The organism is Microbispora sitophila (assembly GCF_014892245.1).
GTDB classification, from domain to species: domain Bacteria; phylum Actinomycetota; class Actinomycetes; order Streptosporangiales; family Streptosporangiaceae; genus Microbispora; species Microbispora siamensis.
Genome location: NZ_JADBGC010000007.1, coordinates 231,753 through 256,115 on the forward strand (window position 1 = coordinate 231,753; position 24,363 = coordinate 256,115).

The 24,363-nt window shown below is 71.4% G+C and carries 21 protein-coding genes; 8 read left to right on the top strand and 13 right to left on the bottom strand.

Annotation, left to right across the window (positions count from 1 at the left end; translation table 11 throughout):
• Positions 1–10: 10 nt before the first annotated feature.
• A complete protein-coding gene (locus IL992_RS15160) occupies positions 11–1,489 on the top strand; it encodes a DUF7059 domain-containing protein (protein WP_404804755.1) in 1,479 nt (492 codons plus the stop codon).
• 257 nt (positions 1,490–1,746) lie between these two features.
• Here the strand turns inward: IL992_RS15160 and IL992_RS15165 are convergent, their stop codons facing one another.
• Positions 1,747–4,731 carry an AfsR/SARP family transcriptional regulator gene (locus IL992_RS15165; RefSeq protein WP_193203983.1) on the bottom strand — a complete coding sequence of 995 codons (2,985 nt, stop codon included), beginning with the start codon at positions 4,729–4,731 and terminating at the stop codon, positions 1,747–1,749.
• Positions 4,732–4,958: 227 nt separating this feature from the next.
• On the opposite strand from IL992_RS15165, the gene IL992_RS15170 reads away from it, so the two are divergent.
• Positions 4,959–5,492, top strand: a complete 534-nt coding sequence (locus IL992_RS15170; protein WP_193203984.1) for a hypothetical protein — start codon at positions 4,959–4,961, stop codon at positions 5,490–5,492.
• Between the two features lie 75 nt (positions 5,493–5,567).
• On the opposite strand, the gene IL992_RS15175 is transcribed toward IL992_RS15170, so the two are convergent.
• Together IL992_RS15175 and IL992_RS15180 are read right to left on the bottom strand one after the other, a co-directional pair.
• The gene (locus tag IL992_RS15175; RefSeq protein ID WP_079320098.1) at positions 5,568–6,224 is read right to left on the bottom strand and encodes a GNAT family N-acetyltransferase; all 657 of its coding nucleotides are present in this window, start codon (positions 6,222–6,224) and stop codon (positions 5,568–5,570) included.
• A 182-nt stretch (positions 6,225–6,406) separates the two neighbouring features.
• Entirely contained in the window at positions 6,407–7,972 is a 1,566-nt protein-coding gene (locus IL992_RS15180) for an FAD-dependent oxidoreductase (RefSeq protein ID WP_193203985.1), read from the bottom strand.
• Between the two features lie 72 nt (positions 7,973–8,044).
• On the opposite strand from IL992_RS15180, the gene IL992_RS15185 reads away from it, so the two are divergent.
• The 4 genes from IL992_RS15185 (at position 8,045) to IL992_RS15200 (ending at position 12,814) form a co-directional block, all read left to right on the top strand.
• Positions 8,045–8,674: a TetR/AcrR family transcriptional regulator gene (locus tag IL992_RS15185; protein ID WP_193203986.1), complete on the top strand. Its 630-nt coding sequence runs from the start codon at positions 8,045–8,047 to the stop codon at positions 8,672–8,674.
• Positions 8,675–8,893: 219 nt separating this feature from the next.
• The gene (locus IL992_RS15190) at positions 8,894–10,942 is read left to right on the top strand and encodes an HNH endonuclease signature motif containing protein (protein ID WP_193203987.1); all 2,049 of its coding nucleotides are present in this window, start codon (positions 8,894–8,896) and stop codon (positions 10,940–10,942) included.
• A gap of 86 nt (positions 10,943–11,028) precedes the next feature.
• Positions 11,029–11,787 (top strand): glucose 1-dehydrogenase, encoded by a 759-nt coding sequence (locus IL992_RS15195; protein WP_193203988.1) that lies wholly within the window; start codon positions 11,029–11,031, stop codon positions 11,785–11,787.
• 16 nt (positions 11,788–11,803) lie between these two features.
• The gene (locus tag IL992_RS15200) at positions 11,804–12,814 is read left to right on the top strand and encodes an LLM class flavin-dependent oxidoreductase (RefSeq protein ID WP_193203989.1); all 1,011 of its coding nucleotides are present in this window, start codon (positions 11,804–11,806) and stop codon (positions 12,812–12,814) included.
• A gap of 30 nt (positions 12,815–12,844) precedes the next feature.
• On the opposite strand, the gene IL992_RS15205 is transcribed toward IL992_RS15200, so the two are convergent.
• The 8 genes from IL992_RS15205 to IL992_RS15240 all read right to left on the bottom strand — a co-directional run bounded on the left by IL992_RS15205 (position 12,845) and on the right by IL992_RS15240 (position 19,967).
• Positions 12,845–13,231 (bottom strand): SCO5389 family protein, encoded by a 387-nt coding sequence (locus IL992_RS15205; RefSeq protein WP_079320359.1) that lies wholly within the window; start codon positions 13,229–13,231, stop codon positions 12,845–12,847.
• Positions 13,232–13,342: 111 nt separating this feature from the next.
• Positions 13,343–14,299, bottom strand: a complete 957-nt coding sequence (locus tag IL992_RS15210) for an ATP-binding protein (RefSeq protein WP_193203990.1) — start codon at positions 14,297–14,299, stop codon at positions 13,343–13,345.
• 97 nt (positions 14,300–14,396) lie between these two features.
• The gene (locus tag IL992_RS15215; protein ID WP_193203991.1) at positions 14,397–15,899 is read right to left on the bottom strand and encodes a serine/threonine-protein kinase; all 1,503 of its coding nucleotides are present in this window, start codon (positions 15,897–15,899) and stop codon (positions 14,397–14,399) included.
• Between the two features lie 63 nt (positions 15,900–15,962).
• The gene (locus IL992_RS15220) at positions 15,963–16,355 is read right to left on the bottom strand and encodes an RrF2 family transcriptional regulator (protein ID WP_079320363.1); all 393 of its coding nucleotides are present in this window, start codon (positions 16,353–16,355) and stop codon (positions 15,963–15,965) included.
• A gap of 18 nt (positions 16,356–16,373) precedes the next feature.
• A complete protein-coding gene (locus IL992_RS15225; protein WP_193203992.1) occupies positions 16,374–17,336 on the bottom strand; it encodes a sulfate/molybdate ABC transporter ATP-binding protein in 963 nt (320 codons plus the stop codon).
• Positions 17,326–18,123 carry a sulfate ABC transporter permease gene (locus IL992_RS15230; RefSeq protein WP_193203993.1) on the bottom strand — a complete coding sequence of 266 codons (798 nt, stop codon included), beginning with the start codon at positions 18,121–18,123 and terminating at the stop codon, positions 17,326–17,328. Before IL992_RS15230 ends, IL992_RS15225 begins: the two co-directional genes overlap by 11 nt.
• A complete protein-coding gene (gene cysT / locus IL992_RS15235) occupies positions 18,116–18,928 on the bottom strand; it encodes a sulfate ABC transporter permease subunit CysT (RefSeq protein WP_193203994.1) in 813 nt (270 codons plus the stop codon). Before cysT ends, IL992_RS15230 begins: the two co-directional genes overlap by 8 nt.
• Positions 18,929–18,947: 19 nt before the next feature.
• The gene (locus IL992_RS15240; RefSeq protein WP_193203995.1) at positions 18,948–19,967 is read right to left on the bottom strand and encodes a sulfate ABC transporter substrate-binding protein; all 1,020 of its coding nucleotides are present in this window, start codon (positions 19,965–19,967) and stop codon (positions 18,948–18,950) included.
• Positions 19,968–20,159: 192 nt separating this feature from the next.
• Between IL992_RS15240 and IL992_RS15245 the strand changes: the two genes are divergently transcribed.
• Entirely contained in the window at positions 20,160–21,125 is a 966-nt protein-coding gene (locus IL992_RS15245; protein ID WP_193203996.1) for a hypothetical protein, read from the top strand.
• A gap of 10 nt (positions 21,126–21,135) precedes the next feature.
• Here IL992_RS15245 and IL992_RS15250 read toward each other — a convergent pair whose 3' ends face one another.
• Positions 21,136–22,551, bottom strand: coding sequence for an LCP family protein (locus tag IL992_RS15250; protein ID WP_193203997.1), 1,416 nt, complete (start codon positions 22,549–22,551; stop codon positions 21,136–21,138).
• Between the two features lie 210 nt (positions 22,552–22,761).
• On the opposite strand from IL992_RS15250, the gene IL992_RS15255 reads away from it, so the two are divergent.
• Entirely contained in the window at positions 22,762–23,262 is a 501-nt protein-coding gene (locus IL992_RS15255; RefSeq protein WP_193203998.1) for a hypothetical protein, read from the top strand.
• Positions 23,263–23,265: 3 nt separating this feature from the next.
• Here IL992_RS15255 and IL992_RS15260 read toward each other — a convergent pair whose 3' ends face one another.
• On the bottom strand, positions 23,266–24,279 hold the full coding sequence (locus IL992_RS15260; protein ID WP_193203999.1) for a LacI family DNA-binding transcriptional regulator: 1,014 nt from the start codon (positions 24,277–24,279) through the stop codon (positions 23,266–23,268).
• Between the last annotated feature and the right edge of the window lie 84 nt (positions 24,280–24,363).

The following is a 24,363-nucleotide window of genomic DNA, read 5'->3' on the forward strand; positions in this document are numbered from 1 at the left end:
CCCGCGATAGATTCGAGGCGTGGACGCCCCTTCTGACCTGGTCCGGCGGCTTCGCGACAGATTCGTGGAGGCCGGTTACACGATCGACGGCGTGCGTGAGCGGCTGGGCGACATGGCCGCCTCCGCCCTGGCCCGTGAGGAGATCGTGCCCGCGCTGCGCGCCACCAGGGACGCCGACCCCCTCGCCACGCTGATCCGACTGTGGTGGCTGGGCGCCCCGGTCAGCATGGCCGCCGCCGACCTCCCGGTGCAGGACCTCATCGAGGCCGGGCTGCTGGTGCGCCTGGGCGACTCCGTGCAGGCCACCGTGCACCTCCAGCCCTGGGACACCGGAACGGGCGACCCGGCGTACGTCGTGTCCGACCGCAAGGTGCGGCCCGGCGACCCCTCCCTGCGGCCCGACCACGTGGTGGGAGCGGGCGGCGCCTCGGCCAACCTCGCCCAGCTCGGCTGGACCGCCCCGGTCGGCCGGGCGCTCGACCTCGGCACCGGTTGCGGCGTGCAGGTGCTGCACCTGGCGCCCAGGGCGGAGCACGTCGTCGCGACCGACGTGAATCGCAGGGCCCTGCGGCTGGCCCGCCTCAGCTGGGGCCTGTCCGGCGTGGCCGGCGTCGAGGCGCGCGAGGGCTCGATGTACGACCCGGTGGACGACGAGCGGTTCGACCTCGTGGTGTCCAACCCGCCGTTCGTCATCGCGCCCGAGGCCAGGTACACCTACCGGGAGGCCGGGCGGCGCGGCGACGAGTTCTGCCGCGACCTCGTACGGCGCACGCCCCGGCATCTCGCCCAGGGCGGCCAGGCGCGTTTCCTCGCCAACTGGCTGCACGTCAAGGGCGAGGACTGGCAGGACCGGGTGGGCGGCTGGCTCACCGAGACCGGCTGCGACGGCTGGGCCGTGCAGCGCGACGTGCAGGACCCGGCCGAGTACGTCGAGCTGTGGCTGCGGGACTCCGCGGAACACGGCACGTCGGCCTACCGGGAGCGCTATGACGAGTGGCTCGGCTGGTTCGAGTCGATGGACGTGACCGGCGTCGGCTTCGGCTGGATCGCCCTGCACGACTCCGGCACGCTGAGCCCGCTCGTGCGGGTGGAGGAGATGACGCAGCCGGTCGAGCCCCCGTCCGGCGCGCTGGTCGAGGAGGTCCTGCGCGCGGCGCGCGCCGCCCACGAACTGTCCGACGACGACCTGCTCGACGCGCGGCTGAAGGTGGCCGAGGGCGTCGTGGAGGAACGCGTCGGCCCGCCCGGCGCCGACGACCCCTCCCGCATCGTCCTGCGGCAGACCCGGGGCGCGCGCCGTACGGTCCCCGTGGGGACGGTGGAGGCGGCCCTGGCGGGGGTGTGCGACGGTGATCTGCCCACGCGCCCGCTGCTCGCCGCGATCGCCGAGCTGACCGGTGAGGACCCTGCCGCGGTGCTCCGCGACGCCCCCGCGGCACTGCGCCCCCTGATCGCCGAGGGCTTCCTGACGGTTGCAAGCCTCCGTTGATCGAAGCTTGAACGGCCCGGGCGACAGTGGTCCTGTGCGGGCTTCGGGGGGGTTCGAAGCTCGCGCGGAAGCCCGGCCGGTCGTCAACGTGAGGCGGCGAGTCGCCACGGGGCGCACCGGAAGGATCCGGGCCCCTGCGCGCCCCAGTGGCGACGGGCGGCCGGCCGGGCGGTTCCGGTCCCCCCAAGCGAAGATCGGTGATCGATGTGATCAACCATGTCCGGATGAGCCGGCTCGACGACGACCTGCGACTCGAGTCAGGTCTCGACCTGTTCGCGCAGGAGCGCGCGGATGTCGTCGGCTTCGGGAGAGCCGAGCCGGGTGAAGATGTCGAGGGCCTTGACCAGGGCGTCCCTGCCCCGATCGATCTCGCCGAGGCTCGCGAGGGCCTTGCCGAGGGCGGCCAGTGACTGCGCCTCGCCGTACGGGTGGGTGATCTCGCGGCTCACGGTCAGCGCCTGCTCGGCGTGCCGGGCTGCCTCGGCGAACCGTCCGGCGGCGATGAAGGTGGCGGCCAGCCGGTAGCAGACCCGCTGCTCCCAGACCCGCTGGTTGCTCGCGCGGAAGAAGGCCAGGCACTCGGCGTGGTGGACGACGGCCTCGTTGAGCCGCCCGACGTGCGACAGCACGTTGCCGAGGTGGTAGCGGGCGCGGGCCACCCCGGCGCCGCTGCCGATCTCGGAGAAGACCGCCAGTCCGCGCTCGGCCGCGGCGATGGCGTCGTCGGGCCGCCCGAGGCCCAGGTGGTCGCGGGCCGAGTAGCACGACGCCAGCGCCTCACCCGCGGGGTTGCCCGTCTCCCGGTGGACCGCCGTCGCCCGGTCGAACCATTCGAGCGCCTCGGTGTGGCGGCGCCGCCGGCCGGCGACGACCGCCAGCGCGTTGCATGTCTCGCCCAGCACGATGTGGTCGCCGGTCTCCTCACCCAGTGTCCGCGCGGCGAGGAAATGGGCCTCGGCCTCGGCCAGCCGGTTCGCGCCGAACAGCACCCGGCCCAGCACGTAGCGGCAGCGCAACTCGCCGCGCCGCTCGCCGGCCCTGCGGGTCGCCGTCAGCAGGGCCGAGGTGCGCTGCTCGAAGTCTCGCTGGTTGGTGCCCGACTCCAGCAGCGGCTCCATCGCCAACAGCAGGTCGGCCGCCGCGAGCAGGTCCTCCCCCGAGTCGTACGCCTGGGCGACTGCTCCGAACATGTCCTCGGCCTCGGCCGACAACCAGGCCACGGCCTCGTCGGCCGAGGAGAAGGAATGGCCGAGCACGCCCAGGCCGGTGAGGTTGTCGGCGATCGCGCTGCCCTCGTACGCCAGCCGGTGGGCCGCGCCCGCCGACGCCAGGTAGAAGCCCAGCAGCCGCCGCAGGGCGAGCGCGCGGGCCGCGGGCTCCTCGGCGTCCTCCGCCTGCCGCCGGGCGAACAGCTTGAGCAGGTCGTGGAAGCGGTAGCGGCCCGGTGCGGGCGCCTCCAGCAGGCTGGCGTCGACCAGCGACTCGATCACGTCCTCGGCCTCGGCCGGGGTGAGGTCGAGCACGGCCGCCGCCGCGAAGACCGAGATGCCCGAGCCCGCCGGCAGCGACAGCAGCCGGAACGCCCGCGCCTGCCGGGCGTCGAGCTGACCGTACCCGAGGGCGAACGTGGCCGAGACCGCCAGGTTGCCGATCTTCATCTCGTCGAGGCGGCGGCGCTCGTCGGCGAGCCGGGGGACGAGCGAGGCCACCGTCCACGACGGGCGGGAGGCGAGCCGGGCCGCGACGATCCGCACGGCCAGCGGCAGGAAGCCACAGGCGGCGACCACGTCCATGGCGGCGGCCCGTTCGGCCGCCACCCGCTCGGGCCCCGCGACCGCCGCGAGCAGCGACAGCGCCTCCTCGGGCTCCATCACGTCGAGGTCGACGAGCCGGGCCGCGGGCAGGTCGGCCAGCTTGCCCCGGCTGGTGATGATCGCGGCGCAGCCGGCCGAGCCGGGCAGCAGGTGCTCGACCTGCTCGGCGTCGCGGGCGTTGTCGAGCAGCACCAGCATCCTGCGCTCGGCGAGCAGCGAACGGAACAGCGCGGAGCGCTCGGCCAGGCCGTCGGGGATCACGTCCATCGGGATGCCGAGAGCGCGCAGGAACGCCACCAGCGCCGTCTCGGGCGCGGTGGGCTCGGCGCCGTATCCCCGCAGGTCGGCGTAGAGCTGGCCGTCGGGGAACAGGTCCCCGGCGAGGTGGGCGACATGGACGGCGAGGGTCGTCTTGCCCACACCGCCGATGCCCGACATCGCCGCGATCGGCACGCCCTCTCCCGCCCCCTCCCCGCGGAGCAGCGCGAGCAGCCTCCGCACCAGGCCCGCGCGTCCGGTGAAGTCGGGCACGGCCGCCGGGAGCTGCGCCGGTCTCGGCATCTCGATCGCGGGGCCGGTCTCGGCCGTCGCGGCGTCATCCTGGACATCCTGGTGCGAGAGCCGTACGGGAGGAGGCGCGGGGGCGAGGGAGGGGTCGGCGGCGAGGATCCGCCGGTGCAGATCGGCCAGCTCGGCCCCGGGCTCGATGCCGAGCTCCTCCACGAGCGCCTGCCGGGTCTCGGTGAAGACCGACAGCGCCTCGGCCTGCCGGCCGCAGCGGTAGTAGGCCAGCATGAGCTGGGCGCGTAACCGCTCGCGCAGCGGGTGTTCGGCGGAGAGCGCGACCAGCTCGGAGACGATCTCCGCATGCCGGCCCAGCTCCAGGTCGAGTTCCATGAGCGTCTCGACCGCGCTCATCCGGCGCTCGGCCAGCCGGTCGCGCTGGTGCTCGGCGTACGGGCCGACAGCGCCGGCCAGCGGCTCGCCCGACCACAGGCGCAGGGCCCCGCGCAGCCGCCGGGCGGCCTCCCCGGCCCGGCCTGTACGGCGGTCGGACTCGGCGGCGCCGCACTCGCGCTCGAAGACGGCGAGGTCGAAGCGGGCGGGGTCGAGCCGCAGCGCGTAGCCCCGGCCCACGGAGGTCAGCAGCCGCGGCGGGGTCCTCGGGGAACGGTCCGGCTCCAGGACGGTGCGCAGGCGGGAGACGTAGGTGCGCAGCGCGCCGAGCGCGCGCGGGGGCGCGTCCTCGCCCCACACGCCGTCGATCATCTCGTCCGGCGTGACCGCGTGGCCCTCCCGCAGCAGGAGCATCGCGAGAATGGAGCGTTGCAAGGGCGTGCCGAGGTCGAGTTCGACGCCGTCGCACCACGCGAGGACGGGTCCAAGCACGGCGAAGCGCAGGCCGTCCGCGGCGGCGTGATCAGGCATGTCGACCTGTCTCCCGATGGCAAGATTTCCGACCAAATGATAGATCGTGTCGCTCGGCGGCAGTAGGACCGAGCGCGTCGGTTCAGTGTGCGTTCAGGTGCTTGAAAGCGGCCTGCAAACCACGGGGAGAGCGCTGAAAGCAGGTTGCAGGCGGGCGGGCCTATCACTGAGGTGCAACCCCGACAGCACCCCGCATCGGGGGATCGTCCTCGAACAGGAGAACCGAAATGCGACGCACCATCACCCTCGGTCTCGCCGCAGCCGCCGCCGTCGCCGCCCTCGGGCTGCCGGCCCTCGCGACCGCCGCCAACGCCGCCCCCGCCTCCGCCGCCTCCGCCTCCCACCACGACGACTGGGACTACGACGGCTGGTGGGGCACCTACTGGTCCTCCAACCACCTCGCCAAGGCCAAGGGCTACGTCGACGTGAACTACGACGACGAGGAGTCGAACCGGGTCCACATCACCGGCAAGCTCTGGGACAACGACAACCGCACCTACAGCGAGGGCGGCAAGTGCGCGTACATCAAGTTCCGCGTGTCGTCCTGGGACGACGGCGAGGACGACTGGTCCTCGAGCTTCAAGTCGTACAAGTACTGCGGCGCCGGCGGCTACAAGCAGATCAACTTCTGGCGCTACGACGTCGCCCAGGTCCAGGCGAGGGTCTGCCAGATCGGTCAGTACAGCAGCTTCCCCGTCAAGTGCGGCTCCTGGCACGACATCTACAACGCCTACGAGGACGACTTCGGCTACGACGCCTGACGACCGTTCCCTCCCGGCACCCCGCATGACGCGGCCCGTCCCTTCCGGGACGGGCCGCTCTTCTCTATGGGCTGATCACGCTGCTTCCGACGCCGCTTCCAGAAGACCCAGCCTCACGCGGAGACGTTCGCGTACGGCCGGCCATTCGGGACTGAGGATCGAGTAGTACGCGGTATCTCGGACCGTGTCGTCGGCGCCTCGGCTGTCCGCTCGTCGCACACCGTCGAGGTGCGCGCCGAGGGCCTCGATGGCGGCCCGGGATCGGGTGTTGCGTACGTCTGCCTTGAGGGTGATCCGGTGAACCTGCCAGGTCTCGAAGGCCAGGGAGAGCATCAGATACTTGCTCTCCCGGTTGACACCGGTGCCCTGGGCCGACGCGGCGAGCCAGGTGTAGCCGATGTCCGCGACGGACGGGACCTCGCCCACCGCGCCCTTCGTACCGGGTGGCCAGGGCATCGGGCCCTGCCAGTACTCCAGGTTCATCAGACGGGTGGCACCGACCACACGGTCGGTGTGCAGCCACCGGATGGCGAAGGGGAGCGTGCGGCCCTCCGCCTGCTCAGCCAAGGCGGCCTCCACGTAGGAGACCATCTCATCCCGGCCAGCGGGAACGCGAGTGAAGGCGTACGTCGAACGGTCTTCACTCGCCGCGGCGACGAGGTCGTCGAGCACCGCGAAGCTGAGCGGTTCCAGGCGCACGGAGCGCCCGGACAGGGTGACAAAAGCGGGCATGAGCACATGATGGGGGCTGCTGACCACGGCTGATACCAAATGACACGAGACATCTTGGCGGGGTATGGGTTAAGGGGTGCGCCCGGAAGAGAAACCGCAGGTCAGCGCCTTGATCCGGGTCTCGCGTGGCGGGCGGCCAGGGTAAAGATTTGGCCAAAGATCCACGGTGCCCGGCGAACGATTCAGCGGAGGGCGACGGGGACGTCCGCGGGCACGCCGAACCAGGTCTCCAGCGCGTTCGCGAGCCCCTCGGCATCGGTGCCGTCCGGGTCCTCGGCCCAGGCGACGAACCCGTCCGGGCGTACGAGAAGAGCACCGGGGGCGTGCGGGTCGCGTATCGCCGTCGTGACGATGGTGACCCGGTCTCCGCAGCCGTCCACCGCCGTGCCGCCGAGTCCGGATCCGCTCTGGCGGACGAGCAGGCCGCGTCCGTCGTGGAGGTGATCGGCGAGCCGTGAGCCGTCCTCGAACTCGTAGTCGGGCGCGCTGCGTCCCACCAGGGGATGCCCGCTGTCGCCGGGCATGTCGTACCGCTGCCAGACGCCCGAGATCTTCTTGACGAAGTAGGTGGTGCCGGCGACCGTCTCGATCAGGTCGGCGACCACCGCCCGCGCCGCCCGCGCGTGGGCGTCGGGACGCATCAGGGCGATCTGGGCGCGCGTCCAGTCGAGCACCCAGGCGCCGATCGGGTGCCGCTCCTCTGTATAGGTGTCGAGCAGCCCTTCCTGCGCCTGCCCTCGTACGACGGCCGCGAGCTTCCAGCCGAGGTTCACGGCGTCGCCCAGCCCCAGGTTCAGCCCCTGCCCGCCGAAGGGCGAGTGGACGTGCGCGGCGTCACCGGCCAGCAACACGCGGCCGAGCCGGTAGGTCGCCGCCTGCCGGGCGTTGTCCGTGAACCGGGTGGCCGTCCTGATCTCCTTGACGACCACGTCGGCGCCCGTGACATGCCTGACCGCGTCCTGCAGTTCCTCCGTGGTCACCGGCGCGGTCCTGTCGGCCCCGCTGCGGGCGACGCCGTCGAAGCGCGCGACGAGGACGCGACCAGGCACCGGGCCGTGGGAGTAGACCCCGGTCGGGGTGGCCTGCCAGCCCACGCCGAGGTGTTCTGTGCCCTCCATCTCCGCGACGGCCTGGTAGGCCGTGATCTCCGGGTCCGTCCCGGGGAACTCGAAACCGGCCAGTTTGCGCACCGTGCTCCTGCCGCCGTCGCAGCCCACCAGCCAGCGGCCGTGCACCGGGCCGCCGGTCGTGGTGACCGTGACCCGCTCACCGTCGTCGGTGAAGCCGGTCACCTCCACGCCGCGCCGCACCTCGACTCCCAGCTCGGCCGCGCGTACGGCGAGGATCTGTTCGAGCTGCTGCTGCGACACCAGACCGATCTCGGCGGCCGGTCCGTGACCGGACAGGTCCGGGTCGTCGGCGTCCAGCCGATCGGCGCTCAGCATCATCCCGGCGAAGTGGCCGGCGAACCTGGGCGGGGTTCGGCGTGGTCCTTCGCCGGGGGCCCGCCCGCGCATGAAGGTGGCCACCAGCTCCAGCGTCCGATCGTGGGCCTCCTTGAGCGCCGGCAGCAGGCCGCGCCGGTAGAGCGCCTCCACGCTGGGCGTGTTCAGCGCTCCCGCCTTGATCGTCGGGTCGATCTCGGTGAGCCGTTCGAGCACCACGACGGACGTCCCGCCCAGTCGCAGCTCGCAGGCCAGCACCAGGCCGACCGGTCCCCCGCCGACCACAACGACGTCGTACGACATCTGTCCTCCCCGTAGTTACCGTTGCTATAAACTTACTGTCGCTATAAGTTTTCAGCAACTAGAGTGAGCTGGGTGACGGAAACCTTGGGGCTGCGGGAGCGGAAGAAGCGGCAGACCCGCTCGCTCATCTCGGACGTGGCATCGGGCCTGTTCATGCAGCGCGGGTTCGACAACGTCACGGTCGCCGAGGTCGCCGAGGCGGCCGGAGTCTCGACCAAGACCGTCTTCAACTACTTCCCCCGCAAGGAGGACCTGTTCCTCGACCGCTATCCGGAGGCGGTCGAGCTGGTCACCCGGGCCGTACGGGAACGCGCCGAGGGGGAGAGCCCCCTCGCCGCGCTGCGCCGACTGTTCCTCGGCATGCTCAGGGAAGGACACCCGCTCGGCGGGATCGCCCCCGGATATCAGGTGTTCTGGCAGGTGATCCTGGACTCGCCCGCGCTCAGGGCCCGGGCGAGGGAACTGGTCGAGGAGTTCGAGGGCGTGCTCGCCGGTCTGTTCGCCGAGGCGGCCGGGGCCGACCCGGCCGAGCCGGCCCCGAGGCTCACGGCCGCCCTGGTGGTCGCCGCCTACCGCGCCGTATACGTCACCAGCATCGACAGGATCCGGGCCGGTGATCCCATGCAGGACGTGCTCGCCGACCGCATCGCCCTGCTCGACCGCGCCTTGGCAGCCGTCGAACGCGCCGTCGCCGCCTTCTGAACAACGCTTGATGCCCCTTTTTCGGGTTGACCTGCTGCTCCAACTATTCGCTTCTGGCGGTTGCTGCAGTGATGAGCGGGTGAAAGAATTCACACAGGTTTTCGAATTCTATGAGGAGGTGCTGTGGATCTGCTCGACTTGGATCCTGAGCGCCTTCGTCGTTCGAATGGTTCTGATAACTCTGACGGCTGGTGGGCTCGGTGGACTTCCGGTTCGCCGTTGTGGTCGTCCGAGGGCTCAGCCGCCCGCGAGCACTTTCCGATCGTCGACCCCGAGGTGCGGCAGGACGCGAACCAGGACACCAACGGTGGCGCGCCCGGTGGCACGAGCGCTGACAGCGCCGGTCGAGAGCGGGCCCGGTCGTCGTGGGTGTTGGTGGGTTCGCTGCGTGAGTCGGCGCAGGAGCTGGCGCTGGCGCCGCTGCCGGATGATGTGGATATCTGTCTGGCCGAGGCGGAGGAGTTGATGGTCGCGCGGGATCGGATCACCTGCGCGTTGGCGGACCGTGTGGGGCGGGTGCATCGTGCGGGGCAGGCCAAGCGGCATGGGCATGCCTCCACCCGTAGTTGGTTGCGCACGGCCGGGGGGATGGGCGTGGCGGGTGCGGGCCGGTTGCTGACCGTGGCGGTGGAGCTGGCCCGTCTGCCGCGGGTGCGTGCGGCGTTTGTGGCCGGGGAGTTGGCGGCGGGGGTGGTGGAGGCGATCTGCACCGCCACCGCCCGGTTGAGCGATGAGCAGGCGGGGTTGGCTGAGCCGATTTTGCTGGAGCTGGCGGGCAAGGCGGGCCCTGGGGAGGTGGCCAAGGCCGGGCGCTACTTGCGTGCGGTGCTCGACCCTGATGGGGAGGAGCGCGATGAGCAGGCCGATTACGGGCGGCGGTTCCTGCGGGTGCGCTCTGCCCGGGGCGGGGGGTTGGAGGGGGAGTTTTATCTGCCGCGGGAGGCGGCCGCGCGGTTGCGGGCCCTGCTGGACGCCTACGCCAAACCCCGTGCGGAGGGTGATGACCGCCCGCCAAGTGTGCGTAACGCCGATGCGTTCATCGCGTTGCTGGAGCAGGAGATCGCCACCGAGCTTTTGGTCCTGGTCAACGCCGAATCCCTCCCCACCGACCCCGAGCCCGAGCACCCCGGCCACGCCGAAGCCGCCGGCCCTAGCGAGGCCGACAACACCAGCGGCTGCACCCCGAGCGACACCGGAAGCGCCGCCGACTCCAGCGAGGCCGACAACACCGGCGGCCACGGCGACCTCGGCACCGCCGCCGACCCCGGTACTGCAGAGGCAGAGGCAGGGGCGGAGGTCGGTGTAGCCGCGGGTGCCGGTGCAGAGAGTGCCGACCGTGCCACCACCGCCGCCCGCGATGCGGAGTCTGTTGGCCCCGGAGCCGGTGAGCGCGGGAGCGGTGAGGAGCGGGCCCGTGAGCGGCAGGCCAGCGAGTGCGGGCCGCGCGACGCCGCGAGCACCGCCGCTGCCGGGGGCGACGGTGCCGCAGCCCGCACTGGAGCGACGCACGCCAGGCGCACGCCCGCACGGCCTACGCGCGGCGGCAGCGGGCATCCGACCACAGCGCCTCCGAACACAGCCCAGCCGGACCCTCCTCCCGAGGACGCACCTGGACATCACACTCACGCCGGGCATCGGCCTGCGGGGGACTGCCGGCATGGGCAGGCCACGCCTGGAGGTCACGGCCACGAGCAGCGAGGATATGGCGAGGGCGGATACGAGTGCGGCGGGGGAGCGCGGTGCTCGTCCGCAGCACCGGGGACGCCGAGACCGGAGCCGGAGACGCCACCGGGTACAGCGCCAGGGACGCCACCGGGAGCGTCACCGGGGGTGCTGCAGGGGGCGTTGTTGGGGACGGCGCCGGGGTTGTTGCTGGCGACCGGGCAGATGCTGCCCGTCTCCAGCGTGCACCGCCTCGCCCGCACCTCCACCCTGGTGCGCCTGGTGATGAATGCCGAGGGGCAGGTGCTCGACATGGGCCGCAAGGTCCGCCTGGCCACCCCCGCCCAACGCCGGGCCGTCTTCGCCCGCTACGCCACCTGCTGGATCGACGGCTGCCCACTCCCGGCCACCATGTGCCAGATCGACCACGCCGACAACTGGAGCACCGGCGGCCTGACCGACCTGAAACTCCTCGGACCGGCCTGCCAGTTCCACAACCGCGACCGCTACCGCCACCCCGACCGCTACACCCGCCACAAGGCCGGCGCCGACCGCTGGGCCTTCACCTACCACAACCCGAACAGGGCCCGGCGACTACAGATCTAGGCGGGCAGGTGCTCACGCGCCGCACGGCGGGGGTGCAGGATGACTCGAAGTACGTTGTGATCGAATCGGGGTGAGGAGGCTGGCGGATGTCACGGTTCATCGGGAAGTTCGCGGTGGTCACCGGCGCGGCGCGGGGAATCGGTGCGGCGATCGCACGCCGGTTGGCCGCGGAGGGCGCGACGGTGGCCTGCGTGGACCTCACTCCGGACGGATGCGCCTCGATCGTGGACGAGATCACCGTCACCGGGGGCAGGGCGGTCGCGTTCGGCTGTGACGTCTCCGACGGCGCTCAGGTCGAGGCGCTGGTGTCGGGGGTGATGGCCGAGTTCGGGCGGATCGACGTGCTCGTGAACAACGCCGGGCTGACCCGCGACAACCTGCTGTTCCGTATGTCGGAGGAAGACTGGGACAAGGTCGTCGACGTGAACCTCAAGAGCGTCTTCCTCATGAGCCGGGCCGTCCAGAAGCACATGGTGGAGCAGCGGTCGGGAGCGATCGTCAACCTGTCGAGCCGGTCGGCGCTGGGAAACCGGGGGCAGGCCAACTACTCGGCGGCCAAGGCGGGCATCCAGGGGCTCACCGCGACCATGGCCATCGAGCTGGGCCCGTACGGCGTCCGGGTGAACGCGGTCGCGCCCGGGTACGTCGCGACGCCGATGACCGAGGCGACGGCCGTGCGGCTGGGGGTGACCCCGGAGGAGCACCAGGCCACCATGGCGCAGGCCGTGCCGTTGCGACGGGTCGGCCAGCCGACCGAGATCGCGTCAGTGGTGGCGTTCTTCGCCTCCGACGACGCGTCGTACGTCACCGGCCAGACGCTCTACGTCAACGGCGGCCCTCGGTAGGGACGCGGCCGCGAGCATGAGGATCGGAGTCTTCCTCGTCGCGGCGGGCTTCCCGGGCATGGCACCCGGGGACGTGCTGCGCGGCACGGTGGAGGCGATCGAGGCCGCCGAGCGGGCCGGTTTCGACGACGCCTGGATCGCCGAGCACCACTTCATGTCGTACGGCGTCTGCCCGTCGGCGGTGACGCTGGCGGCCGTGGCGCTGGGCCGGACCTCGCGGATCACGGTGGGGACGGCGGTCAGCGTGCTGTCCGCCCAGCATCCGGTCGCGCTGGCGGAGCAGGCGGCGATCCTCCACCACGTGTCGGACGGCAGGTTCCGGCTTGGTGTGGGGCGTGGGGGTCCGTGGCTGGAGCTGGAGGTCTTCGGCACCGGGACGGCGAGGTTCGAGCGGGGTTTCCCCGAGTCGCTCGACCTGCTGTGCACGGCACTGGCGAGTGAGGCAGACGGCGGCCCGGTGGCGGCGGACGGCGAGTTCTTCCGCTTCCGGGGAGTCACGATGGTCCCGCAGGCCCGGATGTCGCCGGTCGTCGCCTGCACGTCGGCCGGCACGGTCCGGCTCGCCGCGGAACGGGGGCTGCCCATGCTCCTCGGCATGCACATCGGCGACGACGAGAAGGCGGAGATGATCGCCGCCTACGAGACGTACGGGACAGGCCCGGCGGCGCACATCGGCGCCGCGCTCGGTTACGTGGCGGACACCACCGAGCAGGCCGTACGGGAGATGCGGGAGTCGCTGCCGCGCTGGCTCGGGCCGGGACTGGCCGGGTACGTCCCCGTGGACGGCCGGCCGCCGCCGCGGCGGAACATTCCGGAGTACGTGGACCTGCTGTGCCGGATCCACCCGGTGGGATCGGCGGAGCACTGCGTGGAGAAGATCACCACCACGGCGGCGCGAACCGGGCTGCGGCACCTCATCCTGATGGTCGAGGGCGCCGGAGACCGCGTGCGGACGCTGGAGAACATCGCACGCCTGGGTGCGGAGGTGCTTCCGGCCGTGAGACAGCGAGGGCCGGGGGCGGCGTGAACCGGAGCGCCGCCCCCGGCCGACATCAGGTCAGCAGTCGACCAGTTCCGGGCTCTGGTTCAGGATCTGCGCCCGGGGCGTGACGAACTCCCGGTAGGCCTCGGTGGCCTCCGGGCGGAACACCGCGACGCGGTGGCAGTTCTGGAAGGCCAGCCGTACGCCGAAGTGCCTTTCGAGGGCGCCGCGCATCGCGTCGCTGGCCAGGCAGCGCAGCAACTGACCGCGGGCGGCCTCGTCGGGCGGCGGCACCTGGTTGTCGGCGAAGTCGGCGCCGGACCGGTCCCGCCGCTCCACCAGCGCGGTGATCGTCGCCCAGGCGTACGGCAGCGAGTCGCGGACGCAGGCGACGAAGGCCGCGTCGTCCACCTCACCGGCGCGGGCCTGGTCGAGCAGGTCGTTGGACACGGACAGCGACATGAGCTGTTCTCCTCTCGACGGCGTTTCCCCGTGTCTCCTCGGACAAGCGGGGAACGCAGTTGACGGTATGTCGAACGCGGCGAGCCTCCATCTGGCGCGGAGGCGACACGTTCATGGGGCGGCGACGGCCGGGCCGTAGACGAAGCCGGGGTCGATCTGCGCGGCCAGGTCCTGTCCCGTCGCCCGGTCGGCCCACGCGCGGGCGTTCCTGATGTGGAACTCGGCCGCCTGCCGGCCGAACTTCGGCCAGTCCTTGGGCTGTGCGTCGAGCCGGTCGAGCATGGTGGCGAGGGCCAGGTGACCGGCGGGCTCCAGGTCGTCGAGCGTGAACGGCCGGCCCTGCTCCATGCCGCGGATGGCGGGGGAGTGGCCGAACCACGTCAGCAGGTTGTCTCCGACGTGCTCGCGGAGGAAGTCGATGTCCTCCGGCGAGTGGACCTTGTTGCCCACGACGGCGATCTCGACGTCGAACCCGGCGGCGTGGTCGCGGTACTGCCGGTAGACGCTCACGCCCTGACGGGTCGGCTCGGCGACCAGGAAGGTGAGGTCGAAGCGGGTGAACAACCCGGAGGCGAAGGAGTCCGCCCCTGCGGTCATGTCCACCACGACGTACTCGCCGGGGCCGTCGACCAGGTGGTTGAGATAGAGCTCCACCGCGCCGAGCTTGGAGTGGTAGCAGGCGACGCCGAGGTCGTCCTCCTCGAACGGGCCGGTGACCATGAGCGAGACGCCCTCGACGGAGCACGACGGGAAGAACGGGTCGCCCAGCCGGACCAGTCGTGAGCCGCGCCCGGGCGGGGTCGTCTTGACCATGGACGCCGCGTCGCGGATCAGCGGATTGTCGCCGCGCAGATAGTCCTTGATCTCGGTCAGCATCGCGCCCAGCGGTGCGGGGTGCTCGGCCGCGTCTGAATCCGCACGCGCGGCCAGGCCCAGGGCCAGGCCGAGGTGCTGGTTGATGTCGGCGTCGATGGCGACGACCGGCCCCCTCCGCGTCGCGTACCTCGCGAACAGCGACGACAGCGTGGTCTTGCCGCTTCCGCCCTTGCCGACGAACGCCACTCGCATGAAGGCCCCCAACCAAAACTGAAACGGCGAAATGAAAACCGTTGTCACTTTCACTTGTGCGCCATCATGGCACACACGAGGAGAGCGTGCGTGGATTTCAGGCCGCGGAAGGCGTCGGGACGAGCGAGGGCGGCTGGAAGAGCGCGAGCACCCTGACGAGCGTGGGCCGCAGGGCGTCCCAGTCGGCGGTGGGAGTGGTCCAGGTGAGCACACTCGTCGTCGTGCCCGTGGAGATCACCCGGCGGTACTGGTGATACTCCACTCCCTTGGCCAGGTGGTCCCGCGCCGACGCCTTGCGGGGCGTCCAGGTGAACTCCCAGTCGGCGGAAGGGCCGTGCTCGCCGGTCACGGCCCTGAGCCGGAGCTTGCGATAGGCCTTGGCGGCCGGACGGAGAATCTCCTCCGCCTCGCCGAGCGCGGCCAGGGGATCGGTGCCGCGCTGCGCGGTCACCTCGACCGTGAACGTCGCCCCGCCCTCCCGCGAGCGCCACGAGGTCGAGTAGGGCCTCTCCTCGAGGGTCCAGTCGCGGGGCACACCGGCCCGCCAGCCGGCGTCGGACGTGTGCCACTTCAGCTTCAACCGCCGCGATGGCTGCGCAGAGGCCGACACAGAGGGCGACGCAGAGGCCGACGGGGAGACCGGGGCCGATGGCGTGACGGAGGTGACCGCCCGGGCACCGGCCCGGCTCTCGCCGCCGGGCCGCAGCACCGCCCACCCCCCGACAGCACAAGCGATCAGCACGGCCGCCGCGATCCCGGTGATGAGACGAGTACGGCCGGGGCCCCGGCGTACGGGCTGAGGCGAGGCGGGCGGCTCGATCTCGGCGAGCAGACGGTCGGCCGTCTCCGCGTCGATCCGCCGCCTGGGCTCCCGGGCCAGCAGCCCGGTGAGCACCGCGCGTACTTCCCCCGGCACGTCCTCCGGCGGCCCCTGGCCCCTGGGCGGTCTGCCGGTGACGGCCAGGTGGAGGGTGGCGCCCAGTGACCACAGGTCGGCGGCGACCGTGCGCGGTCCGCCGGCGGCCCGTTCCGGGGCGAGGTACGTCTCGGTGGCACGGCCGACGGGAGGGCCGCTTGGTACAGGATCGCGGGCGAACGCCGGATCGGTGGCCAGCATCGACACGCCGAAGTCGGCGAGCAGCACGCGCCCGTCGTGCGCGAGGAGCACGTTGGCGGGCCGGACGTCGCCGTGCCGTACGCCGGCGGCGTGGGCGTGCGTGAGCGCGGACAGCACCGTGCGGGCGATCCGCGCGGCCTCGGCCGGGGGCAGCGGCCCGTCGCCGGAGACCACCCCGTCGAGCGAGCGCGAGGGGACCAGTTCCGTCACGACGTACGGGGTGTCGCCCTCCTCGGCGACGTCGTACACGGCGGCGATGTGGGGGTGTCGCAGCCGCTCGGCCTGGCGGGCCTCACGGGAGATCCGCTGGACGAGCCGCAGCCGCGCGCTCTCGCCCAGGTCCGGGGGCAGCAGGACCTCGCGGATCGCGACGGGCCGGTCGAGCAGCGTGTCACGGCCCTCCCACACCAGTCCGGTGCGGCCGTGGCCGAGGGCGCGGACCAGCCGGTATCGCCTGACGATGAGCTGCCCAGCAGTACCCATCCCGCCTGCCTCTACGCCACGGCACGTTCCACCTGAATGTGGAGTCTTGCACAAGTACCGGGATCAGAGGGGCGGAAGTGAACCGGTGGCGATGTGGGCGAGCGTGACCTCGGTGAGCGTCGCCTGCTCGTGGTCGCGCAGCGCCGTCCAGACGTCGCCGAGGGGCTCGGCGACCCCGTGGAAACCCTCGCTGTCCTGGGGCGCCCCCTCCATGATGAGGACCACGTCGGCGAGTGTGATCTGCTCGGCCGGCCGCGCGAGCCAGTAGCCGCCCTCAGGCCCGCGCTGGCTGTGGATGAGGCCGGCCCGCCGCATCTGCAGCAGGATGTTGTCGAGGAACCGCCGGGGAATGCGCTGGGCGGCCGCGATCCGCTCGGCCGGGACCGGCCCCGGCGCCGCCGCGGCGAGTTCGGCGGCGGCGCGCAGGGCGTACTGGGTCCGTACGGAAAGCCGCATCTTCTTACGCTGCGTCCATCACAGCGCGAGGGCCAGGGATCGGGCGCCCGGTGCGGGCCTGACGTGCACGGTGTCGCCCGGCCCGAGACCGAGCCGGTCGGCCTGCTCCCGCGTCACCTGGACCCACGCCTCGTGCCCGCCGATCTCCACCTCCACGCGCACCTCGAAACCGAGCCGTACGACGCGGGAGATCACGGCGGGCGAGCCGCCCTCAACGGGGTCCGGGCTGATCTCGACGTCGTGCGGACGGACCAGGCTGCCGCCGATCTCGGTGACCGGGCCCAGGAAGCGCATCACGAACGGGTTGGCCGGGTTGTCGTACACCTCGCCGGGGCTGCCGGCCTGCACGACCTCGCCCCCCGCCAGAACCACGATCGTGTCGGCGACCTCGATGGCCTCCTCCTGGTCGTGGGTGACGAACACGGTGGTGACGTGGACCTCGTCGTGCAGCCGGCGCAGCCACGTCCGCAGTTCCTTGCGCACCTGCGCGTCGAGGGCGCCGAACGGCTCGTCGAGCAGCAGCACCTGGGGCTCCACCGCGAGGGCCCGGGCCAGGGCCATGCGCTGGCGCTGGCCCCCAGACAGCTGGGACGGGTAGCGGTCGGCCAGTTTCTCCAGGTGGACCAGCTCCAGCAGTTCCATGACGCGTTTGCGGATCTCGTCCTTGGGCCGCTTGCGGATCTCCAGCCCGAAGGCCACGTTGCGGAAGACCGTGAGGTGCTTGAAGGCGGCGTAGTGCTGGAACACGAAGCCGACGTTGCGCCGCTGCGGGGACAGCCGGGTGGCGTCGACGCCGGAGATCCGGACCGTGCCGGTGTCGGGCCGCTCCAGGCCGGCGATCACCCGCAGCAGCGTCGACTTCCCCCCGCCGCTCGGGCCGAGCAGGGCGGTGAGCGACCCCGCGGCGACGTCGAGCGACACGTCGTGCAGGACGGGGGTCGTCCCGAACGACTTGTTCACGTCGCGTACCTCAATTGCCATCGATGCGATCCTTCGGGCGCAGGAGCTTGGTGAGCAGCAGGGTGACCACGGCGATCAGGGCGAGGGCCGTGGCGGCGGCGAACGCGGCCGGCTGGTCGAAGTTCTGGAACCGCTCCTCGACGAACAGCGTCAGCGTCTGGGTCTGGTCCACGAGGCGGCCGGAGACCACCGCGACCGCGCCGTACTCGCCGAGCGAACGGGCCAGGCAGAGCACGACGCCGTAGCCGAGGGCCCAGCGGATGCCGGGGAGCGTGATGCGGACGAACGTCTGGAGCCGGCTCGCCCCCAGCGTGTGCGCGGCCTGCTCCTGCTCGTCGCCGAGCTCCTCCAGGACCGGTACGACGGCCCGCACGACGAGCGGCAGCGACACGAACACCGTGGCCAGCACCATGCCGGGGGTGGAGAAGATCACCTGGATTCCCCAGCTCTCCAGCAGGCCGCCGAAGGGGGAGAACCGGCCGTACACGAGGATGAGGGCGAGCCCGACGACGACCGGCGAGACGGCCATCGGCAGGTCGATGAACGCCCCCAGCAGCCGCTTGCCGGGAAACTCGTGGCGGACGAGCAGGAGCGCGGCGCCGACACCGAAGACCGTGTTGGCCAGGACCGCCCAGCCGGCGACCGTCAGCGTGACCTTGAAGGCGTGCAGGGCCGACGGGGAGGCCAGGGCCTCGGCGAACGGTCCGAGCCCGTCTCCGAAGGTCCGCCAGATGATCAGCGCCACGGGCAGCACCAGCAGGAACAGGACGTAGACGACGGCGACCACGCGCAGGACGTGCTTAGCCACGGCGGCTCCCCCAGCGCTGCAGGACGTCGAGCGTGATCAGCGCGACCAGGGCCACCACGAGCAGGACCGTCGAGATCGCGGCCGCGCCGGTGGTGTTGTCTCCCTCGATCTGGCTGAAGATGTTCACCGCGGCGACCTGCGTCTTGAACGGCAGGTTGCCCGAGATGAGCACGGTCGAGCCGAACTCGGCGATCGCCCGGGTGAAGGCGAGGGCGGTGCCGGACAGCATCGCGGGGATCAGGTTCGGCAGGATGACCCGGCGGAAGGTCTGGAACGGGCTCGCGCCGAGGGAGGCCGCCGCCTGCTCCATCTCCGTGTCGAGTTCCAGCAGGACCGGCTGCACCGTACGGACGACGAACGGCAGCGTGACGAACAGCAGCGCCAGCACGACTCCGGCCCTGCTGTAGGCCAGGTTGACCCCGAGCGGGGACTGCGGGCCGTACAACGCGAGCAGGACGAGACCGGCGACGATGGTCGGCAGCGCGAACGGCAGGTCGATGATCGTGTCGAGCACCGCCCGGCCGGGGAAGCGGTCGCGGACCAGCACCCAGGCGATGACCGTGCCCACGACCAGGTTGACCAGGGCGACGAGTGCCGAGGCGCCGACGGTGAGGGTGAGCGCCGCCCAGGCGTCGGGGGTGGTGACCGAGCGCCAGAAGTAGCCGGGCCCCTCGTCGGCCGAGCGCCAGACGACGGCGGCCAGCGGGATCAGCACGATCAGGCTCAGGTACAGCACCGCGGTGCCGAGGCCGGCGGCGGTGCCGCCGGCCACGCGCGAGGAGGGGCGTACGGTGATCGCGGTCACTTCCGCGTCACTTCCCTCGTCACTTCTCGGTAGCCACGCCGAGCTTGCGTTCGATCTCCGCGACCTTGCCGGTCTTCGAGTCGAAGAAGTCGGTCGTGATCTTGTCCCAGCCGCCGAGGTCCTGGATCGTGAACAGCTGCGGAGGGGCGGGCCAGTTGAAGCCGGTCACGCCGTCGGCGACCGGGCGGTAGCCGTTCTTGGCGAAGATCGTCTGAGCCTCGACCGAGTAGAGGTACTTCAGGAAGGCCGCGGCCTCCTTGGGGTGGGCGCTGTTCTTCGTCACGGCCACCGGGTTCTCGATGAGGAGCGTCGAGTCCGGGACCGTGTAGTCGATCTCCTGGTTGTTCTGCTGAGCGAAGATCGCCTCGTTCTCGTACGTGAGGATCGCGTCGCCCTTGCCGCCGGTGAAGGTCTGCAGCGACTTGCGGCCGCTGTCGTCCTGGACCGGCACGTTCTTGAGCAGCGCGTCCAGGTAGGCGAGCCCGGCTGCCTGGTCGGCGCCCTTGTTCGACTTGGCGCCGTAGCCCGCGAGCAGGTTCCAGCGGGCGCCGCCGGAGGTGAAGGGGTTGGGCGTGATGACCTCGACTCCGGGCTTGACGAGGTCGTCCCAGGTCTTGATGCCCTTCGGGTTGCCCTTGCGGGTGCCGATGACGACGACGGACTTGGTGAGGATCCCCTTGGTGGGACCGGAGTTCCAGTCCGGCGCGACGATGCCGGCCTTCACGAGCCGGGTGATGTCGGTTTCCAGGGAGAACTCGACGATGTCCGCCTTGAGCCCGTTCGCCACGGCGCGGCTCTGGTCGCCGGACGCGCCGAACGACTGGGTGAAGGTGATGTTCTTGCCCTCGGGCGTCTTCTGGAACGCCTTGATGATGTCCTCGAACGCCGCCTGGGGGGTGGAGTAGGCGACCAGCGCCAACTGGACCTTGCCTCCGCCGCCGTTGCCCCCGCCGGCGTTGTCGTCGCCCCCGCAGGCGGTGACCAGGGTGGTCGTCGCCATGACGGCGGCTGCGATGGCCCCGAGCCTGCGCACTCTCATGCCTGTCCTCTATTCCGAGAGATTCCTACCAAGTCAGTCGGTTTAGTCGATATTAAAGACCGTTCCAGGATTCCCGTCAACCCCGATGGGTTTTTGTGATTGTTGTGAAATTTCCAGACAGGACGTGTCGATCAGTGCTAGGAACGTTCGCTATTGAGACATGACCCAAAAGCTCACTGAGGAAGGACCTTCATGCGCGACCCGGCCACCGAGGACGCCTACGAGCAGGACGACTCGTTCATCCGGCCGTACATCGCCGGCGAAGGCCAGTACGGCGGGGAGGGAGACCGGTTCTGGTCCGAGGAGCAGGACGACCGGGCTCTCGGTGGGAGGCCTGGCGACCAGGGCGACGTGCTGTCGGAGGGCTGGCGGCCGGACCAGCCCGCGCAGACCCCCGCCGACCATGCCGACCAGGATGACTACGCCGCCGGACGCACCGCTCGGCTCCGCCCCGAAGACCTGGCGAGCGACGAGGAGACCGGGGACCTGGTGAGCGACGGCGACACCGATCCGCGCGGCTTCCTCGGCTCGGGCTGGCGCAGCGCCCCCGACGCCGACGAGGACGAGGACGAGGGTTCGCGGCGCGGCGGGATGCTGCTGCGGACCGGTCTGATCGCGGTCGGTGTCCTGGGCGCGATCTGGGCACTGGCGCTGTGGGTCGGGCAGCCCTCCGGAGCGGAGTGCGACGGCGGGGCAGGCTGCGCCGCCGGGGCGGGGACCGCCGCGACGGCGCCGGTCTCCCCGGCCCCCACCGACGCCGCACCGACCGAGGCCGCGCCCACCGGGACCGCGCCGAGCGACGCCCCCAGTGACACCTCCAGCGACGCGCCCAGGGCCGAGCCCACGCGGACCCGGCCCGGCGCGTCCGGGACCTCGGCGCCGGACCCGTCGTCCGCGCCCACGCACACGCCCCGGTCTCGCGGGCAGGACCCCGGCTCCCGGACCCCCGCCTCCACGCACCCGTCGCGGTCGCGGTTGTCGATTGACACGCAGGGGCAGTCGCCCGCCGACGAGCACACCGATGAGCAGGCCGAAGGAACGGCCTCGGGAACGGACACGGCGTCCGAGGAGCAGGCGGCCACGGCCCCGACCGCCGCGCCCGCCCCCACTCAGGAGGCGCCGCACCACGGCGGTGGCCTGTTCGGCTGGCTCTTCTGAGACTCGCGGCTCAGGAAGCCGTGCAGCTGTCCTGGGTAGCGTCGAAGCCCTCCACGTCGTCGAGCGTCTTGGGGGGCTTCATTCCCTGCCAGTCGGCCCCGATCCCCAGCACGAGGGTCTGTGTGGTGGCCGTGCGCACCAGGCGGGAGCGCGACTTCTTGAGCTCGCGGAACAGCCGGGACGCCCGGCTCTCGCCGTTCTCCGAGTACGCCACGACGGTCTTGGCGTACGGCTTGGGCGCAGACTCGACCTTGACGATGTGGTAGCCGCGCTGCTCGAGTTCGGCGGCCACCTGGGTGCCGAGCCCCTGCTGCCCGCTGCCGTTGCGGACCAGGATGTGGATCTGCGACTTGGGAATCTTCTGCTCGCCGCTCTTGACGTTCTTGGCGATCTGGTCGGCGGCGACCATCCTGAACAGCCGCTGGGCCTGCGGCTGCACCCACTCGACGCGGCCGGGGTTCGTGACCGAGTAGCGCCAGGGGGTGGTGACGAAGCGGATCTGTCCGGCGGTCAGGCCCTGCGCGCTCATCGCGAGGTCCTTCATGACGCCGATCGTGAGGTCGGGGTCGGTGGTGATCGACTTGGTCACCGCGTCGAGGAAACCGAACAACGTGGCCGGGTCGGTCAGCGTCTCGCCGCTCATGGCCTTCTTGGCCATCGAGGCGAGGAACATCTGCTGGCGCTGGATCCGGCCGATGTCGGATCCGTCGCCGAGCGAGTAGCGGGCGCGGACGTATCCGAGCGCCTGCTCGCCCTTGAGGGTCTGCTTGCCCGCGGGCAGGTCGAGCAGCGCCTTCTTGTCGTGGACGGCCTGCGGCAGGCAGACCTGCACGCCGCCCAGTGCGTTCACCATCGCCTTGAAGCCGGTGAAGTCGACCTTCACGAAGTGGTCGATGTGGATGTCGGTGAGGCCCTCGATCGTCTTCCAGGTGCAGCCGATGCCGCCGGAGTTGAACGACTCGTTGATCATCCCGACGTGCGGCCGCTGGCCCGGCAGGTTGCCCTTGGCCGGGCAGGCGGGGAGGCGGACGAGTGAGTCGCGCGGGAAGCTGATGAGGACCGCGCCGTCCCGGTTCGGGGAGATGTGCGCCACGATGATCGTGTCGGTGCGCTCGCCGGGGAACTTGCCGTATTTGGCGTTGGCGCCGTTGCGCTGGTCAGAGCCCACGATCAGCACGTTGAGCGCCTTGCTGATCTTCTGCGGGCGTGCCTCGCCCCCGAGATCCTTCTGGGTCACCGCCTCGTGCTTCACGTTGCCGCTCAGCTTGACGTAACCGCCGACGGCGAACGTGGCGGCACCCGTGAGCACGCCCAGCGCTCCCGACAGCGTGACCCACAGCCATGCCCGCCATTTGGGCGGCGTCCGGGGCGGCGGCGCCGGGAGGTCCTCCGCCGGGGGCGCGGGACGGACGTCGACGTGACCCACTGTCGTGCTCCTGAGGGTCGGACCAGGCGTTTCTCACCTGGTCGAAAGCCAGTAGCGGCAAACGGGGCCAAGTGTAGCGATCTCTCCTGAACGTCACCTTTCAAACGGAGTAACCACCGTGCCGGAGGCGCGAGTAAGCGCTGTGCAAGTGCTGATCAAGCCCGTCCGCCTATTCCTGTGACGTACGAGGAATCCGGAGGGTTGAGAGCAATGTCGCGTAACGTCTTCGTCGTCGGCGCCAGCGCCGGCATCGTCCTGTTGTTCGCCGGGATCTACGGGATGGGCTCGATCTCCACGATGTCGTGGGGGTTGCCCGCCTTCATCGTCGGGATGTTCCTGCTGATCGGCGACGTCGTCATCCTGGCCACCAGGCTGGTAGGCGGCGGCGGCCCGTCCGGCGGCGTCTTCGGCCAGATGAAGAGCTTCCTGGGCACCGGCAACCAGGACCTCGTCGGCACCGGGCTGCCGGCCACCGCCCAGGTCGCGAGCATGCGGGACACGGGCACCATGGTGAACGACCAGCTCGTCGTCGCCTTCGACCTGCGGGTGCAGCCCGCCTCCGGCGCGCCGTACGTGGTCGCTCACCGGCAGATCCTCCCCCGGCTGCTGATGGGCGCCGTCCTGCCGGGCCGGACGGTCCAGGTGTGGACCGACCCCGCGGACCCGCAGCGCCTGGTGATCGACTGGTCCGCGCTGCCCGCTCAGGCGTGAGATCTAGGCGGGCGGAGCCGTGCTGCCGCGGGTGGTCAGGCGCGGGGCCTCGTCCTCCAGCGGCCTGGCCTCCACGCCGTCGATCAGCGCGAGCAGCCGCTGCGCCGCGTGCGCGCCGTAGGCGGGGATGTCGCGGGTGAGCACGGTCAGCGGCGGGCGGACGACCTGGCAGAGCGGAGAGTCGTCCCAGGCGACGACGGACAGGTCGGCCGGCACGTCGAGCCGCATCTCCTGGGCGACCGACAGGCCGGCCACGGCCATGATGTCGTTGTCGAAGACGATCGCCGTGGGCCGCTCCGGCGAGCTGAGCAGCCGCCGCGTGGCCCGTGCGCCCTCCTCGCCGGTGTAGTCGGTGTGCACGATCGGGCAGGCGTTCAGCCCGAGACCCGCGCAGACGTCGCCGAACGCGCGGTCGCGGATCGCCGTGTGCGACAGCTGGGGCAGCCCGGCGACGCGGGCGATCCGCCGGTGCCCGAGCGCGACGAGATACTCCACCGTCTCGCGTACGGCCGCGCTGTCGTCGGCCCAGACCGGCACGAGGGAGCCGGCGGCCGAGGGGTGCCCGAGGACGACGACGGGCATGCCCAGCTCCTCCACCTGTGGCACGCGGGGGTCGTCGAGGTGGAGGTCGACGAGGATCGCGCCGTCCACGCGGCCCTCCCCCCACCAGCGGCGGTAGACGCCCATCTCGGCCTCGTGGTCGCCCACCACCTGTAGCAGCAGCGCATACGAGCGGGCGGACAGCTCCGCCTCGATGCCGCTGATCAGCTCCATGAAGAACGGCTCGACGCCCAGGAACCGGGCGGGCCTGCACAGGGCGAGGCCCACGGCGTGCGCGCGGGCGCCGTTGAGCGCCCTGGCCGCGATGTTCGGGCGCCAGCCGATCTCGTTCGCGATGGCCAGGATGCGGGCCCTGGTGGCTTCGGACACCCCGGGCTGGCCGTTCAGGGCGTACGAGACCGCGCCCTTGGAGACCCCCGCCTGCCGTGCGATGTCCGCGATGGTCGGTCTTCTCACGTGTCCCCTCGGCTGAACCGGTCCAGTGACCCTCACCTTACTACCGTTACTTTGCCTACATCTTCCCCTATTGACACCGGTGAC